This window comes from Rhizobacter sp. (genome assembly GCA_021153565.1).
GTDB lineage: Bacteria > Pseudomonadota > Gammaproteobacteria > Burkholderiales > Burkholderiaceae_C > Albitalea.
In genome coordinates, this window is sequence record JAJKJU010000290.1 from 12,231 (window position 1) to 28,807 (window position 16,577).

A 16,577-nucleotide genomic window follows, 5' to 3' on the forward strand; every position below is an offset into this window, starting at 1 on the left:
AATACTCTCAGCCTCTGAGCGGCTTGCTCGGCCGCCCCGTCATCTACCCCGGACCTTGCCCATGACCGGCTTCTTTTCATCCTTGAGACTCGGCTTTGGCCGGTCGCGCGTTCCGCTGCTGCTGCAGACCGAGGCTGCCGAGTGCGGTCTCGCAAGTCTCGCGATGGTCGCGGCTTTTTACGGCCTGCATACCGACATGCCCACGCTAAGGCAGCGCTTTTCACTGTCGCTCAAGGGCGCCACGATGATGGACCTGACGCGCATGGCAGGTCAGATGAATCTGAACCCTCGCGCGCTGCGGGCCGAGCTTGAACATCTGCCACAGCTGCAGTTGCCTTGCGTATTGCACTGGGACTTGAATCACTTCGTCGTGCTGGCGGGCATTCGCCTCGGGAAGGCGGTGATCCACGATCCGGCGCGTGGCGTGCGGCACTTGTCAATGGAAGAGGTGTCCAAGCACTTCACCGGCGTGGTGCTCGAACTCACGCCCGCGGCCGAGTTCGAGCCGCGCACTGAGCGGCAGTCTGTGTCGCTCAGGCAGTTGCTCGGACGCGTGACGGGGCTCAAGCGCTCGCTGCTGCAGGTCTTTGCACTTGCACTCGCACTCGAAGTGTTCATGCTGCTGTCGCCTTTCTTCATGCAGTGGGTGGTCGACAGCGTGCTCGTGGGCGCGGACCGCGATCTTCTCGTGACGCTGGGGCTGGGCTTCGGGCTGCTCGTTTTCATCCAAGTGGCGACGGGCGCGATCCGCTCATGGTCGGTCTTGTACCTGTCGGCCACGCTGAACCTTCAATGGCTTTCAAACGTATTTGCGCATCTGATGCGCCTGCCGGTGTCGTGGTTTGAGAAGCGGCATACGGGTGACGTGATGTCACGTTTCGGCGCAATCCAGCAGATTCAGCAGACGCTGACGACGTCTTTCATCGAGGTTGTGCTCGATGGCCTGCTGGTGGTGCTGACGCTTGCGATGATGTGGGTCTACAACGGCACGCTGACGGCCATCGCTGTGGGCAGCGTCGTCGCGTACGCTGCGCTGCGCGGGGCCTTCTTCAAGCCGCTTCGCAGAGCGACCGAAGAGGCCATCATTCACGACGCCAAGAAGGCCAGCCACTTCCTCGAGTCGCTGCGAGGAGTGCAGTCAATCAAGCTTTTCAATCGACAGCAAGACCGGCAAGCGCGCTTCATGAATCTGGTGGTCGACGCGATGAACGCAAACATCGCAACCCGCAAGCTGGACTTGATGTTCGGCGTCTTGCACAAGCTCGTGTTCGGGCTGGAGCGCGTGGCGGTGGTTTGGGTCGGCGCGCTGCTGGTGCTGGATCGCAATTTCTCGGTCGGCATGCTGTTCGCATTCATCGCCTACAAGGAGCAGTTCGCGTTGCGCGTGAGCGGGCTCATTGACAAGGCGGTGGAACTCAAGATGCTCAAATTGCAAGGCGAGCGCCTGGCCGACATCGTGTTGACCGCACCCGAGACGGAGGTGCTGGTGCCGCCCCGCGCGGACGTGAGCGCGCAGCTCGAATTGCGCGGCGTGGGCTTCCGCTATTCCGACGCGGAACCGGCGGTGCTCAAGAGCGTGAACGTGCTGATCGAGCCGGGTGAATCGGTGGCCATCGTCGGGCCGTCGGGCTGCGGCAAGACGACCTTGCTGAAGTTGATCCTGGGCATCCATGAGCCGCAGGTGGGCGAGGTTCGCGTGGGTGGCGTGCCGCTCGCGCATCTGGGCCTGCGGAGCTGGCGCGACATGATCGGAACAGTGATGCAGGACGATCAGCTCTTTGCGGGTTCGATCATCGACAACGTCAGCTTCTTCGATGCAAAACCGGATCTGGCTTGGGTAGAGGAGTGCGCCCGGGTGGCGGCAGTGCACGACGAAGTGTTGGCCATGCCCATGGGCTTCCACACGCTGATCGGCGACATGGGCACGAGCATTTCGGGCGGGCAGAAGCAGCGGTTGCTGCTCGCGCGGGCCTTGTACAAGAGGCCCAAGATCCTGTTGCTCGATGAGGCGACGAGTGCGCTGGATGTCGATCGCGAGCGGCTGGTGAATCTGGCGGTGAAGCAGCTGCACTTGACACGCGTGATCGTGGCGCATCGGCCCGAGACGATTGCGTCGGCGAGCCGCGTGATCGTGCTGAAGGACGGGCGCGTTGCGCAGGACTTGCGCACGGTCGACAGCGCCACCTTGGCCAAGGTGTAGCCGGGGCTACGGTTCCGTTTCGGGCGCCAACACCCCCAACCACCGCAAGGCTTGCTCCCGGCTGTCCCCGCACATGTCCGGTGCCGGCTTCAACGATGAACACACTTCGGGCCGATCCGGATGCCCGAAGATCAAGCTTCGGTCATCGACCGACAACTGCACGCACCGCACCGCCGCTGTTTTGCTGGTCCCATTCATCATCGGCATGCCGGGAATCGGCGACGACATCGACGGTGCGATGCAGCACGCACCGCAGCCGGGCCGGGAATTCATCCGCGGTCCCCTGTCTGTGGCCACCCTTCAATGGTCCACAGGCTGGCCGAGGCGAGCATGCAACCGATGAGCGCGCCGAGCGTGTCGGGCGCGAGGTCGGACAGGCGCGCGTAGTGACCGATGACGGTGGTCTGGCACAGCTCCCAGCCGGCGCCTACGGCGACCGTCAGTAGCAAGGACCGCGTCCACTGTTGACGCCCAGCTCCGAGCACCGCCAGAAATGCGAGCACTGCGCAGGCACAGATGTGCGGCGCCTTGACGATGGAGAACTCGAGCGCGTCCATGCTCAAACTCCACTCAATGTGGAACGGCCGGCGACCATCGGGCGCGAGCGCAGACATGACAAGGCTGAAGAGGGCAGTGGCGACGAACGGCAGCCAGCGCAGCGTGCGCCACTGGGCGTCGTTGAGGGCGGGCAGAGTCGATGGTCGGGAAATTGGTCGCAGCGGCATGGTGAAGTGCGGTACGGAATGTCTTGGGCTTAGGACATGGCCCGAAACAACTTACCGTTTTGGGGGTGCTGGGCGGGCGCGCTGCGGCGTTGCTCCTCACTTGTGTGGCTCGCCACACGGCGCTCGGAGCTCCTTGCATCGCATCCCGCCCAGCGCCCCCAAAACGGGAACTTGTTCCGGGCCCTGTCCTTATCGGCAGATCTGGGGATGGTTTGACTGGAAAGTCGTTCGAGCCGCGCATTTCGATGCAGCGTTTGGCGTGACGCGAAACGCTGCGCTGCCTACAATCTCCGTTTGCTCAAAAAATAGGCAGTGCGATGTTGTTTCCGAAGCAGTTCGACGTGATCGTGGTCGGTGGCGGCCATGCCGGCACCGAGGCCGCGCTGGCATCGGCACGCATGGGTTGTGCCACTTTGCTGCTGACGCACAACATCGAGACCTTGGGCCAGATGAGTTGCAACCCGTCCATCGGCGGGATCGGCAAGGGGCATCTCGTCAAAGAGATCGATGCGCTCGGCGGCGCAATGGCTGCGGCGACCGACGAAGCGGGAATTCAATTCCGGATTTTGAATGGTTCCAAGGGCCCGGCCGTGCGGGCGACGCGTGCTCAGGCAGATCGTGTTCTGTATCGGGCGTCAATTCGCCGACGGCTGGAGAACCAGCCCAATCTCTGGTTGTTCCAGGGCGCCTGCGACGACCTGATTGTCGAAGGTGACCGAGTGACGGGCGCTGTTACGCAAGTTGGTATTCGCTTCAGTGCCAAGGCGGTGGTGCTGACGGCCGGGACATTCCTCGACGGGAAGATTCATGTCGGACTGCAAAACCACTCCGCGGGTCGTGCTGGTGACCCGCCGGCGATCAGTCTGTCCGTACGACTCAAGGAGTTGAAGCTGCCGCAAGGTCGCCTGAAGACCGGCACGCCGCCGCGCATCGACGGCCGCAGCATCGACTTCAGCGTACTGACGGAGCAGCCCGGCGACCTGGACCCGGTGCCGGTGTTCAGTTTCCTGGGCGAGGCGTCGCAGCATCCGAAACAGGTGCCGTGCTGGATCACGCACACCAATGCGCGCACGCACGAGATCATCCGCTCGGGCTTCGATCGCAGTCCGATGTTCACCGGGGTGATCGAATGGGTGGGGCCGCGCTATTGCCCAAGCATTGAGGACAAGGTCAATCGCTTTGCCGACAAAGACTCGCATCAGATATTTCTGGAGCCCGAAGGCCTGACGACCAATGAGTTCTACCCGAACGGGATTTCGACGTCTTTGCCGTTCGACATCCAGATTGCCGCCGTGCAGTCGATGCGCGGACTGGAGAACGCCTACATATTGCGGCCTGGATACGCGATCGAGTACGACTACTTCGATCCGCGGGCGCTGAAGGCGAGTTTCGAGACGAAATCGATCGGCGGATTGTTCTTTGCCGGGCAGATCAATGGGACAACGGGCTACGAGGAGGCCGCAGCGCAAGGGATGTTCGCTGGCTTGAACGCAGCGCTGCAGGTTCGCGGTGACGAAGCTTGGGTGCCGCGGCGCGATCAGGCCTACCTGGGTGTGCTGGTCGACGACCTCATCACCAAGGGCGTGACCGAGCCATACCGCATGTTCACGAGCCGGGCCGAGTACCGGTTGCAGCTTCGCGAGGACAACGCCGACATGCGGTTAACCGAGGTCGGCCGTGGTTTGGGTCTGGTGAACGATGCGCGTTGGGATGTCTTCAACCGCAAGCGTGATGCCATCGCTCGCGAGACCGAGCGGATGAAATCGACCTGGGTCCGGCCTGACACATTGCCAGCTCTATTGGGTGAGCGTCTTTTAGGCAGGGCCATCGAGCATGAATATCGCTTCACCGATTTGCTGCGCCGGCCAGGGGTTGATTTCGATGCCCTGAGCGAGGTCGCAATGGTGGCAGGCATTTTCCCGCTTGTTTCACGTGAAACACTGCGGGCCGAATTCAGCCCGCAGTTGGCGGACGCCGTGATCGAGCAAGTTGAGATCAGCGTCAAGTACGCCGGCTACATCGATAAGCAAAACGATGAAGTCGCGCGTTCTGCCCACTTCGAGAATCTACGCTTGCCTGAAGACCTGGACTATTCCCAGGTAGCAGCTCTCAGCTTCGAGGTGCGCCAGAAGCTCAACAAGCATCGACCCGAGACGCTCGGTCAGGCCTCCCGTATATCCGGCGTGACGCCGGCGGCGGTGTCGCTGCTCCTGATCCATCTCAAGAAGGGGCGGTTCAAGGGCTTCGCTGCCAATGACCGGGCTACGGATGCGGCGGCCTGAGCCTGCCATTGCCGCAAAGAAAAAGGGCTTGGTTCGCCGAGCCCTTTTTGTCGCTGCTGCCGCGGAATCAGAAGAAGCGGCGACGACGTCCCATCCAGCCGACGATTCCCAGACCGGCCAGCATCATGGCGTAGGTCTCAGGTTCAGGCACAGGAGTGATCGAGACCGCGTCGAGGTCGAAACCCTTGCTCATGCCGTTCAGATCCAGGCCACCGATGCCGACCTTCGTGAACGCTGTTCCGCCGATGGAGGCCAGTGCGCCTGCGTAGGCGCCCAGGTCGAGCGAGATTTCGTCACTGACGCCGCGCGTCACCTGGAGCTGGATGTTGCCGCCATTGTCGGTCCACAGGAACAGTTGGGCGCTTTCTCCATTGTTGCCCGCCTCGAAGAGGTTCAAATTGCCGCTCGCTCCGAAGTTGTGGCCGAAGCCCACTTCGATGTAGGCGCCGGGGAAGGGCGATCCGACGGGTGTACCGGTTTCGCCAGGCAGCGACAGGAACTTGCCATCGGGACCTCCCAGTACCTGCGAGCGTGCTGTTGCGTCATCGAGTGCCACAGGGAAAGATCCTACGATGTCACCGCCATAGCTTTGGGCTGGGAAGTCGCCAGGCACGGTGCCCGGCAACAGCGTGAACGTGGTCGACGCGAACGTGTCGGCGGCCTGAGCAGCCAGGGGCATCAAGGCGGCTGCAGCGGCGCAGGCCGCAAATCGATGAAATTGCATTTATCTTTCTCCTGTACTCGGGACTTCTGGACTGCGCGCGCATCGTCTCCCCGAGGTTTCAGGCTGGCGCGCGCCGTGCCCCAAGAATTATTGCGACGCAGGGCTGTGTACATCCCTAACTGCCGTTACCCCCATGAATGAAGTCGACAAAGCTCGTAGGACGCACCTTTTTGTTGCTGCCCGACAACTCGATCTGGTGCTGGACGACGCCACAATCGATCAGCTGTTGGCCTATCTGGACTTGCTTCAGCGCTGGAACAGGACATACAACCTCACGGCAGTCCGCGATCCGGCCGAGATGCTGACGCAGCACTTGTTCGATTGCCTCGCAGTCATAGGGCCGTTGCGGCGGTTCGCTCCCGCTGGGCGTTTGCTGGATGTCGGTAGCGGGGGAGGGCTGCCGGGAATTGTGATTTCGCTGGCCTGTCCCGGCTGGGATGTCACCTGCGTCGATACCGTCGGGAAGAAGGCGGCGTTCATCCAGCAGGCGGCGGTCGAGCTGCGGTTGCCGAACCTGCATTCCCAGCATTCTCGGGTGGAGGCATTGACTCTGCCGGCATTCGATCTCATTGCATCCCGGGCATTCGCATCTCTTCCGGATTTCGTCAAACTCACACGCATGCATCTCAAGGCCAACGGCGTGTGGATGGCCATGAAGGGCAGGCGCCCCGACGATGAACTGGTTGATCTGCCGCCTGAGGTCGAAATGTTTCACGTGGAACAACTGACCGTTCCCGACCTCGCCGCCGAGCGGTGCATTATCTGGATGAGGCTTCAACCGCCAAGGCCCGAGGAGTCGTGATGTTCGGCATTACTGATTTCGGCTCGTTCTGCCTCGCCATCTTGATTTTTCTGGCGCTGCCGGGGCCAGGCACATTCGCTTTGCTGAATTCGACCGGCAAGGGTGGCTTTCATGCAGGTGCGGCAGCGACATTTGGAGTCATCGCCGGCGACCAAGTCCTGCTGTGGCTGGCGGTCGGCGGTGTTGCAGCGCTGCTCGCCGCCTACCCGGTGGCATTTCGGATCGTCCAGTACGGCGGCGCAGCGTATCTGGCCTGGATCGGCTTTCGGCTCCTGATCGCCAAATCGGGTGCGGCGTCGACCATGCAGATTCAGCCGCGGCAGTACGCCAAGCAGGCATTTCTGATCACGCTGCTCAATCCTAAGGCCATCGTGTTCTACATGGCGTTTTTCCCGCTCTTCATTGACCCGGCAACACACCGCGGCCTGCCGACCTTTGCGGCGATGGCCCTCACCATCGCGGGGATCACAGCGGTGTACTGCCTCACTCTGTGCGCATTCGCCAATGCGGTCGCTGCCAAGGTGAGGGCCCATGGGACACTCGCCCACTGGCTGTCGAGGACTGCCGGCGTCATCTTGATCGGTTTCAGCATCCGCCTAATTCGAAATTAGGGTTGCGCATGTCCTACAAACGTCATTTGCGGCGCTTTGGCGCCAGGGCACCAGCCTCGACAATCACTCGAATGCGCTTGGTGCTAAGCGCTCCGGCCCCGCGACGGTTTTCCGCCTACCAAGACTCAAACACATGGCTCGAATCTTTTGCATCGCCAATCAGAAAGGCGGTGTCGGCAAGACCACCACCGCTGTCAACCTCGCCGCTGGGCTTGGTCGCGTCGGCCAGCGCGTGCTGGTCGTGGACCTCGACCCCCAGGGCAACGCGACCATGGGATCGGGAATAGACAAGCGCGCGCTCCAACTCACCGTCTATGACGTCTTGCTGGAAAGCGCATCGATCGCAGAAGCGTGCCAACGCAGTGAGAAGGCCGGCTACGACGTGCTTGGTGCCAATCGAGAGCTGGCGGGCGCGGAGGTCGAGCTGGTCGAGCTGGAGCGGCGAGACAAGCGTCTCAAGGGTGCTATCGGGGCGGTGGCATCGAACTACGACTTCGTGCTGATCGACTGCCCGCCGTCGCTCAGTCTGCTGACGTTGAACGGCCTGTGCTGCGCACATGGCGTGATCGTGCCCATGCAGTGCGAGTACTTCGCGCTCGAAGGGCTGAGTGACCTGGTCAACACCATCAAGCAGGTGCACGCCAACCTCAACCCGGACCTGCAGATCATCGGCCTCCTGCGCGTGATGTACGACCCGCGCATTACGCTCCAGCAGCAAGTGAGCGAGCAATTGAAGGCACACTTCGCAGACAAGGTGTTCAACACGGTGATTCCGCGCAACGTCCGACTGGCGGAGGCGCCAAGCTACGGCCTACCGGGTGTGGTTTTCGATCCAGCGTCCAAGGGCGCCCAGGCCTTCATGGAGTTCGCGGAAGAAATGGTGAAGAGAATCGCCTTGATATAGTGCGAATGCACCATTGCGGTGCAATTACCTTTACAAGGCGAGCGCCCCACCGCGGCGGCGGATAGTCGATGGCTGGGCTTTTGCGCCGGCAAGACCCAAGAGGGCGCTTTGCGTAATGCGATCTTCCCGGGTTATCTCCCGACGAAAAACTCGCCCTGGGCATCGCCGGCCCTGCTGTGGTTAATTTGGGACGAGTCGTCACGCTGGCGACGACGGCCTTCCTGCAGCTCGAAGATGACAACCTCCCAGCGCGTGCCGTCTATCACCGCCTAGGCTTCCTGTGTCACTGCCCGGGGACGCCTCCCGCCGCTTCTTGGGCAATGGACAGAAGGCGTCAGAGTCCGAGGCCTTCGTCCAGCCCGAGATGCACGTTCATCGTTTGCACGGCGGCTCCGCTCGCACCCTTGCCGAGGTTGTCGAGCCGCGCCATCAGGATGGTCTGAGAGTCGCTTGCGAACACAAAAATGTCGACACAGTTCGTGTCGTTGCATGCCTGCACGTCGAAGAATCCGCCTTCTTTCTCGAGCGTGTCAGGGTCGCGCAGCGGCATCACTCGGATGAATCGCTCACCCACATAGCGCTTGACCAGCGCAGCATGCAAGGCCTCCGGCGTCGTGCCAGCCTTGAGCTGCGACAGATGCAGCGGCACGCTCACCGCGAGACCCTTGAGGAAGCTGCCAACGATGGGCTGGAACACCGGTTTCACGCTGAGCCCCGTGTGGGCAGTCATCTCCGGTACGTGTTTGTGGCCGAGCGTCAGGCCATAGGGCCGCGGTGCATTCAGGCGGGCATCGCCGCCCGCCTCGTACTGTTCGATCATTTTCTTGCCGCCGCCGGAATAACCGGTGATCGACGTTGCCGAAACTGGCAGGTTCGAAGGCACGAGGCCGGCGTCGATGAGGGGGCGCAGCAACAAGATGAACGCGCTGGAATGACACCCCGGGTTCGAGATCCGCTTGGCGGCACGAAGGAGATCTCGCTGCCCGGGTGCCAGCTCAGGCATGCCGAACACCCAGCCGACAGCCGTGCGATGGGCGGTGCTCGCGTCGATCAGGCACGTCGTGGGATTCGTCACCAGCGCCGCCGCTTCGCGCGCCGCAGTATCGGGCAGACAAAGGAACGCCACGTCCGCCTCATTCAGAAGCCGCGCACGCTCGCCCGCGTCTTTGCGGCGCTCGGGATCGATGCGCAGCACCTCGATGTCCTTGCGCTGCGCGAGATACTCGTGAATGCGCAAGCCGGTGGTGCCTTCCTGGCCGTCGACGAACACGCGATGCTTTATTGCCATATCCAAACTCCTGAATCCTGAAGGATAAGCGCTCCCACATGACTGCTGCCGGTCCGCTGTCTTACAAAGTCTTCTTGCTCCCCGGTTGGCTCGATTCCGGACCGACCCATTGGCAAAGCCGTTGGGAGGCTCTCCACGGCTTTGAGCGCATCCAGCAGGACGACTGGATTTGGCCTCGGCGCGGCGACTGGATGGCCCGGCTGGACGACGTGCTGCTCGCCACGCCTGAGCCCACCGTGCTGGTTGCGCACAGCCTGGGCTGCCAGCTCATCGCCGCCTGGGCCGCCCATTCGCGGCACACGGGCCGCGTCAAGGCTGCCTTGCTCGTCGCGCCACCCGACACGGAGCATGAAGGCATGGCGCCCAACCTCTTCAACTGGCGTCCCATCGTTCGTCAGCAATTGCCCTTCGCGAGCATCCTGGTGATGAGCACGAACGACCCGTTCTGTGCAACGGATCGCGCAATTGCCATGGCCACTGATTGGGGCGCAGAGCTTGTCTCCATCGGCGATCGGGGCCACATCAACGACGAATCAGGCCTCGACGGCTGGCCGGAGGGTATTGCCTTGCTCGACCGCCTCACGGACCGTGCGTTCCGATAGCGGACAATTCGCCCATGGTCACAAAGAAACCGAAGGGCCTCGGCCTCGGCCTCGAAGCGCTGTTGGGTCCCCGAGTCAAGGAGGGGGCAGAAGTCCTGCAGGCGGCCGTCATCCAGGGCGCCCCCAACGCACTCAAGCTCGATCAATTGCAGCCCGGCAAGTACCAGCCGCGCACGCGCATGGACGAGGGCTCGCTGTACGAGCTGGCCGAGAGCATCAAGGCCCAGGGCATCATGCAACCGGTGCTCGTGCGTGCCGTGGGCGTAGATCAGTTCGAGATCATCGCCGGCGAGCGCCGCGTGCGGGCGGCCAGACTTGCGGGCCTGGACGAAGTGCCTGTGCTGGTCAAGGACGTGCCCGACGAGGCCGCGGCCGCGATGGCGCTGATCGAAAACATCCAGCGCGAAGACCTCAACCCGTTGGAAGAGGCGCAGGGCATTCAGCGCCTGATCAACGAATTCAGCCTCACGCACGAGCAAGCCGCGCAGGCCGTGGGCCGCTCGCGCAGTGCAGCAAGTAACCTGCTTCGCCTGCTCAATCTCTCCGAACCCATTCAGCAAATGCTGATGGCTGGTGATATCGACATGGGCCACGCGCGTGCGTTGCTGCCGCTCGATGGTGCGCAGCAGATTCTTTGCGCTGGCGAGATCGTGGCGAAGAAGATGAGTGTTCGAGAAGCGGAAAAGCTCGCCGCCAAGGCCGCGACTTCGCGCCAGAAGCCGCTGTTGCGCGTGCAATCGGAGAAGCCGCGCGACATTCGTCGCATAGAAGAAGAACTCTCGGATGCTCTGACCGCGACCGTGGAAATCCGGGTGAAGAAGCGGACCAAGCGCGGCGAACAGGGCGAGGTTGCCATCGCCTTTGGTTCGCTCGACGAGCTGAACGGCTTGCTCGACAGGCTGGGCTTGTCCCGGGGATGACCCGATGCGTCTGTGCATGTCAAGCCGATGGCACACAATCGTCCCCAATGCGGCGCCTTCACACGCCGATGACCGCATGACCAAGATGGAACTTAGTCACATCCGGGCATGTCCCTGCACTGGAGGGCTGGCGCAGTCCGGGCCAAGTGGAGTATCGTGAAGGCACGGGTCTTGCTGAATTGGCTGCAGGGCTTGAAGTAACGAAGTGGGAAACTACGAGGCAACCTGTCCTTGATATCGTTGCTTCAAGCGTTGTCTGGTTGAGCGAAGCTTGAATCACGCATTGCGCTGATCGCAAGGAAAGCTCTGATGGAGCCCATGACCGTGAGCGGGTGGTCGGACTTCATCAGAACTTCCCAAGGCGGTGGCCGAGGTGGCACCTCGGTCATTTGCCGACCAGATCCTGGAGGTCAGCATGGATGTGATCAGCCATTTCGCCGCTCGTTTTGAGCGCACTCGCGAAGAAGAACTCTCGCTGGAGGACTACCTTGCGGAGTGCAAAAGCAATCCGTTGGCGTACGCCACTGCCGCTGAGCGCATGCTCAAGGCCATTGGCGACCCGCAAACCATCGACACGCGCAATGAACCGCGTCTGTCGCGCCTGTTCGCGAACAAGGTCATCAAGATCTATCCTGCCTTTGCCGAGTTCTATGGCATGGAGGATTCAATCGAACAGGTGGTGTCCTACTTCCGCCACGCCGCGCAAGGGCTGGAGGAAAAGAAGCAGATTCTTTACTTGCTCGGCCCGGTGGGCGGAGGCAAGTCGTCGATTGCCGAGCGCCTCAAGCAATTGATGGAGCAGGTGCCGTTCTACTCGATCAAGGGATCGCCGGTGAACGAATCGCCGCTCGGGCTCTTCGATGCGACCGAAGACGGGCCGATCCTCGAGAAGGAATATGGCATTCCTCGTCGGTATCTGAACCGAATTCTGTCGCCTTGGGCCGTAAAGCGTCTTGAGGAGTACGGCGGCGACATCCGGAGGTTCAAGATCGTCAAGCGCTTCCCGTCCGTGCTGAAACAGACCGGGATCGCCAAGACCGAACCGGGTGATGAGAACAACCAGGACATTTCATCGCTGGTCGGCAAGGTCGACATCCGCAAGCTGGAAACCTATGCGCAGGACGACCCGGATGCATACAGCTACTCTGGCGGCCTGTGCTTGGCGAACCAGGGCTTGCTCGAATTCGTCGAAATGTTCAAGGCACCGATCAAGGTGCTGCACCCGCTGCTGACGGCGACGCAGGAAGGCAATTACAAGGGCACGGAAGGCTTCGGCGCCATTCCCTTCGACGGTGTCGTGCTCGCGCACAGCAACGAGAGCGAGTGGAAGGCTTTCCGCAACAACAAGAACAACGAGGCTTTCCTCGACCGCATCTACATCGTGAAGGTACCGTACTGCCTGCGTGTGTCGGAAGAGGTCAAGATTTACGAAAAGCTGCTGCGGGGTTCGTCGCTTGCGCATGCAACCTGTGCACCGGGCACCTTGAAGATGATGAGCCAGTTCGCGGTGCTCACGCGTCTGAAGGAACCGGAGAACTCATCGCTTTACTCCAAGATGCTGGTGTACGACGGTGAAAATCTGAAGGACACCGACCCGCGCGCGAAGAGCTTCCAGGAATACCGCGACTACGCCGGGGTCGATGAGGGCATGAGCGGCATCTCGACGCGCTTCGCGTTCAAGATCATTTCCAAGGTTTTCAACTTCGATTCGACTGAAATCGCAGCGAACCCCGTTCACCTGATGTACGTGCTTGAACAGCAGATCGAGCGCGAGCAGTTCCCGCCGGAATCCGAGCAGAAGTATCTCGCCTTCATCAAGGAGCACCTGGCGGTCCGATATGCCGAATTCATCGGCAAGGAAATCCAGACGGCCTACCTCGAAAGCTACAGCGAGTACGGCCAGAACATCTTCGATCGCTACGTGACCTATGCGGACTACTGGATTCAAGACCATGAGTACCGCGACACCGACACCGGCGAAGTGTTCGACCGGTCGTCGTTGAACGCGGAGCTCGAGAAGATCGAAAAGCCCGCGGGCATCAGCAACCCGAAGGATTTCCGCAACGAGATCGTCAACTTCGTGCTTCGTGCACGCGCGAGCAACCAGGGCAAGAACCCCGCGTGGACCAGCTATGAGAAGCTGCGCACGGTGATCGAGAAGAAGATGTTCTCCAACACCGAAGAGCTGCTGCCAGTCATCAGCTTCAACGCAAAGGCGAGTGCCGACGAAGCCAAGAAGCACGAAGACTTCGTGACGCGCATGGTCGAAAAGGGCTACACGCCCAAGCAGGTTCGCCTGCTGTGCGAGTGGTACTTGCGAGTGCGCAAGAGTTCCTAATAAGGGCGAGGTATCGGAAGAAGGCTCCTCATGTTGCAGCAGATCATCGACCGGCGGCTGGCGGGCAAGAACAAGTCCATCGGCAACCGAGAGCGCTTCCTGCGCCGTCACAAGGACCAGATCCGCGAGGCGGTGAAGCGGGCTGTCGACGGACGCGGCATCCGCGACATCGCACAAGGCGAGGACATCCACATCCCGAAGCGCGACATCACCGAGCCGGTCTTCGGGCACGGCCAGGGCGGCAAGCGCGAGATGGTGCATCCCGGCAACCAAGAGTACGTGCGCGGCGATCGCATCGAGCGGCCCAGAGGTGGTGGTGGCGGAGGCGGCGGCGGCCAGGCGAGCGACTCGGGCGAGGGCGACGACGATTTCGTCTTCCATCTCTCGAAAGAGGAGTTCATGCAGGTCTTCTTCGATGACCTTGCATTGCCAAACCTTGCCCGGACGACACTGGCTGAAACGCCGGAATTCAAGACGCATCGCGCAGGATTTTCCAGCGACGGAACGCCGAACAACTTGCACGTGGTGCGCTCGATGCGCGGTGCGATTGGCCGGCGCATTGCGCTGGGGGGCGATTCACGCAAGGAATTGCGTCGACTCGAAGAGCATCTCGAGACGCTCAAACAGCATCCCGATACTCCGGCGCACCAACACGAGATCAAGGCCCTCGAGGAAGAAATCGAAGCCCTGCGCGCGCGGCTGGGCCGTATTCCCTATCTCGACCCCATCGACCTGAAGTACCGCAGCCGCGTTCGCGTTCCGGTGCCAACCGCCAAGGCCGTGATGTTCTGCCTGATGGACGTTTCCGGCTCGATGGATGAATCGCGCAAGGACTTGGCAAAGCGCTTCTTCATCCTGCTGTACCTCTTCCTCACGCGGCATTACGAAAAGATCGACATCGTTTTCATCCGCCATCACACGCAGGCCCAGGAAGTCGACGAAGAAAACTTCTTCCACTCGACCGAAACGGGCGGCACGGTGGTGTCGAGTGCACTCGTGCTGATGGAAGAGATTGCACGCGCCCGCTATCCGACCAGCGAATGGAATATTTACGGCGCTCAGGCGAGCGATGGCGACAACTGGCATCACGACAGCGGACGTTGCCGAGAGCTGCTTGCCAACAACATCCTGCCGCTTTGCCGTTACTTCGCTTATGTGCAAGTGGCCGAGGAAGAGCAGAACCTGTGGGATGAATATTCGACGTTGTCTGCGGACGCGAAGGCTTTCGCGATTCGCAAGGTGACCGAAGCCTCGCAGATCTATCCCGTCTTCCGAGAGCTTTTCAAGAAGGAAGGGGCGACGACATGAAGCAGCGCAATGTCGTCGAGGTGCCGACCAACCCGAACGTCGAAACTAATAGTGGATCGGAGGCACCAACATGACGCGACGAGCCATAGCATTGCCGGACCCGACGACAGACATGTTTGAAACTCATGTTCCCGAACCCAAGGTGCGTGTGAGGCGCGCCGCCGACATCGTCACGCCGCCTCGCGCCGAGAAGCCGCTGCCGGCACCGAGCGACTGGACCTTCGAACTGATCGATCAATACCACACGGTGATCCGGCAGACGGCGCAGCGCTTCGGCCTTGACACCTACCCGAACCAGCTCGAGATCATCACCGCCGAACAAATGATGGATGCCTACGCCTCGGTGGGCATGCCGGTGAACTACCGTCACTGGAGCTACGGCAAGGAATTCATTGCAACCGAGAAGAACTATCGGCGCGGGCACATGGGCCTGGCCTACGAGATCGTCATCAACTCCAATCCTTGCATCAGCTACCTGATGGAAGAGAACACGATGGCGATGCAGGCACTTGTCATTGCGCATGCGGCCTACGGCCACAACAGTTTCTTCAAGGGCAACTATCTCTTCAAGATGTGGACCGATGCGTCGTCGATCATCGACTACCTCGTCTACGCGAAGAATTACGTCGCCGAATGCGAAGAGCGCTACGGCCTCGACGCGGTCGAGGAAACGCTCGACTCCTGCCACGCGCTGATGAATCATGGCGTGGACCGCTATCGTCGGCCGAGCAAGCTGTCGCTCGCGCAAGAGCAGGCCCGCCGCGAAGACCGCGAGGCCTACGCGCAGCGCCAGATCAACGATATGTGGCGCACCTTGCCCAAGAAGCAACGTGGCAAGGAAGCCGAAGAATCGCAGGTGCGCCGCTTCCCCGAAGAGCCGCAGGAGAACCTGCTGTACTTCATCGAGAAAAACGCGCCGCTGCTAGAGCCTTGGCAGCGGGAGATCGTGCGCATCGTGCGCAAGGTTGCGCAGTACTTCTATCCGCAGCGGCAAACGCAAGTGATGAACGAGGGCTGGGCCACGTTCTGGCACCACAACCTTCTCAACACCATGTACGACGACGGCCACCTGACCGACGGTGTGATGATCGAGTGGCTAAAGTCGCACACCAACGTCGTCTATCAGCCGCCAGTGGGGCATCGCGCCTACAGCGGCATCAATCCGTATGCGCTTGGTTTTGCGATGTACACCGACATCAAGCGCATCTGCCAGAAGCCGACCGACGAAGATCGGCAGTGGTTCCCCGAAATCGCGGGCGCCGACTGGCTCGAGACCATCGACCACGCGATGCGCAACTTCAAGGACGAAAGTTTCGTCGGCCAGTACCTGTCACCGAACCTGATGCGCGAGTTCCGCTTGTTCTCCATCGTCGACGACGAGAAGGAGAGCGAGCTCGAGGTGTCGGCTATTCACGACGAGACCGGTTACCGGCGCGTGCGCGAAGCCTTGTCTCATCAATACGACCTGGGAAGCCGCGAGCCGAACATTCAGGTCTATAGCGTGAACACACGCGGCGACCGTTCGCTTGTGCTGCGCCACACGCAGCACAACGACCGCCCGTTGCATGACACCGCCCAAGAGGTGTTGAAGCACGTGGCGAGGCTGTGGGGTTTCGGCGTGCATCTGGAAAGCGTCGACAACGCCGGCACTGTCACGAAGCGCTGGTCGGTGCCTGCCCCGAGCCACCCATAAACACGGTGCCACGGGAATTCCGCGCGAAAAGGTTCGCGGAGTTCATCGGGGCTGAGAGGCTGGGAGTATTTCGAACGTCTCCGAGCAGCACGTCAAAAGGCGCCTGATCTAGGCGCAAAGCGCAGCCATAGCTTGGCTATGGCGAGCATTTGCAACGACGAGCAGGGGCTTTTGGCGTGA

The 16,577-nt window shown here is 61.2% G+C and carries 14 protein-coding genes; 10 read left to right on the top strand and 4 right to left on the bottom strand.

Annotated elements, in window-relative coordinates:
• The first annotated feature begins 61 nt into the window (after positions 1–61).
• Positions 62–2,200, top strand: coding sequence for a peptidase domain-containing ABC transporter (locus tag AC30NL_RS18335; RefSeq protein ID WP_489465425.1), 2,139 nt, complete (start codon positions 62–64; stop codon positions 2,198–2,200).
• Between the two features lie 6 nt (positions 2,201–2,206).
• Here the strand turns inward: AC30NL_RS18335 and AC30NL_RS18340 are convergent, their stop codons facing one another.
• Together AC30NL_RS18340 and AC30NL_RS18345 are read right to left on the bottom strand one after the other, a co-directional pair.
• Positions 2,207–2,473 carry a YkgJ family cysteine cluster protein gene (locus AC30NL_RS18340; RefSeq protein WP_489465426.1) on the bottom strand — a complete coding sequence of 89 codons (267 nt, stop codon included), beginning with the start codon at positions 2,471–2,473 and terminating at the stop codon, positions 2,207–2,209.
• Positions 2,470–2,925, bottom strand: coding sequence for a VanZ family protein (locus AC30NL_RS18345; RefSeq protein ID WP_489465427.1), 456 nt, complete (start codon positions 2,923–2,925; stop codon positions 2,470–2,472). The genes AC30NL_RS18340 and AC30NL_RS18345 overlap by 4 nt, the downstream gene beginning before the upstream one ends.
• 317 nt (positions 2,926–3,242) lie before the next feature.
• Here AC30NL_RS18345 and mnmG point away from each other — a divergent pair, with 317 nt between their 5' ends.
• Complete coding sequence (gene mnmG, locus AC30NL_RS18350; RefSeq protein WP_489465428.1) at positions 3,243–5,207, top strand: tRNA uridine-5-carboxymethylaminomethyl(34) synthesis enzyme MnmG; 1,965 nt, start codon at positions 3,243–3,245, stop codon at positions 5,205–5,207.
• Positions 5,208–5,274: 67 nt separating this feature from the next.
• On the opposite strand, the gene AC30NL_RS18355 is transcribed toward mnmG, so the two are convergent.
• Complete coding sequence (locus tag AC30NL_RS18355; RefSeq protein WP_489465429.1) at positions 5,275–5,931, bottom strand: PEP-CTERM sorting domain-containing protein; 657 nt, start codon at positions 5,929–5,931, stop codon at positions 5,275–5,277.
• Positions 5,932–6,064: 133 nt separating this feature from the next.
• Between AC30NL_RS18355 and rsmG the strand changes: the two genes are divergently transcribed.
• The 3 genes from rsmG (at position 6,065) to AC30NL_RS18370 (ending at position 8,248) form a co-directional block, all read left to right on the top strand.
• The gene (rsmG, locus tag AC30NL_RS18360; protein ID WP_489465430.1) at positions 6,065–6,733 is read left to right on the top strand and encodes a 16S rRNA (guanine(527)-N(7))-methyltransferase RsmG; all 669 of its coding nucleotides are present in this window, start codon (positions 6,065–6,067) and stop codon (positions 6,731–6,733) included.
• On the top strand, positions 6,733–7,344 hold the full coding sequence (locus AC30NL_RS18365; RefSeq protein ID WP_489465431.1) for a LysE family transporter: 612 nt from the start codon (positions 6,733–6,735) through the stop codon (positions 7,342–7,344). The genes rsmG and AC30NL_RS18365 overlap by 1 nt, the downstream gene beginning before the upstream one ends.
• A gap of 133 nt (positions 7,345–7,477) precedes the next feature.
• On the top strand, positions 7,478–8,248 hold the full coding sequence (locus AC30NL_RS18370) for a ParA family protein (protein WP_489465432.1): 771 nt from the start codon (positions 7,478–7,480) through the stop codon (positions 8,246–8,248).
• Between the two features lie 334 nt (positions 8,249–8,582).
• On the opposite strand, the gene argC is transcribed toward AC30NL_RS18370, so the two are convergent.
• A complete protein-coding gene (argC, locus tag AC30NL_RS18375) occupies positions 8,583–9,530 on the bottom strand; it encodes an N-acetyl-gamma-glutamyl-phosphate reductase (RefSeq protein WP_489465438.1) in 948 nt (315 codons plus the stop codon).
• Positions 9,531–9,574: 44 nt separating this feature from the next.
• On the opposite strand from argC, the gene AC30NL_RS18380 reads away from it, so the two are divergent.
• The 5 genes from AC30NL_RS18380 (at position 9,575) to AC30NL_RS18400 (ending at position 16,397) form a co-directional block, all read left to right on the top strand.
• Positions 9,575–10,138: an RBBP9/YdeN family alpha/beta hydrolase gene (locus AC30NL_RS18380; protein ID WP_489465433.1), complete on the top strand. Its 564-nt coding sequence runs from the start codon at positions 9,575–9,577 to the stop codon at positions 10,136–10,138.
• A gap of 14 nt (positions 10,139–10,152) precedes the next feature.
• A complete protein-coding gene (locus AC30NL_RS18385; protein WP_489465434.1) occupies positions 10,153–11,058 on the top strand; it encodes a ParB/RepB/Spo0J family partition protein in 906 nt (301 codons plus the stop codon).
• 415 nt (positions 11,059–11,473) lie between these two features.
• Entirely contained in the window at positions 11,474–13,396 is a 1,923-nt protein-coding gene (locus tag AC30NL_RS18390) for a PrkA family serine protein kinase (protein WP_489465435.1), read from the top strand.
• A gap of 30 nt (positions 13,397–13,426) precedes the next feature.
• The gene (locus AC30NL_RS18395; RefSeq protein ID WP_489465436.1) at positions 13,427–14,704 is read left to right on the top strand and encodes a YeaH/YhbH family protein; all 1,278 of its coding nucleotides are present in this window, start codon (positions 13,427–13,429) and stop codon (positions 14,702–14,704) included.
• A 70-nt stretch (positions 14,705–14,774) separates the two neighbouring features.
• Positions 14,775–16,397, top strand: coding sequence for a SpoVR family protein (locus AC30NL_RS18400; RefSeq protein WP_489465437.1), 1,623 nt, complete (start codon positions 14,775–14,777; stop codon positions 16,395–16,397).
• Positions 16,398–16,577: the final 180 nt, after the last annotated feature.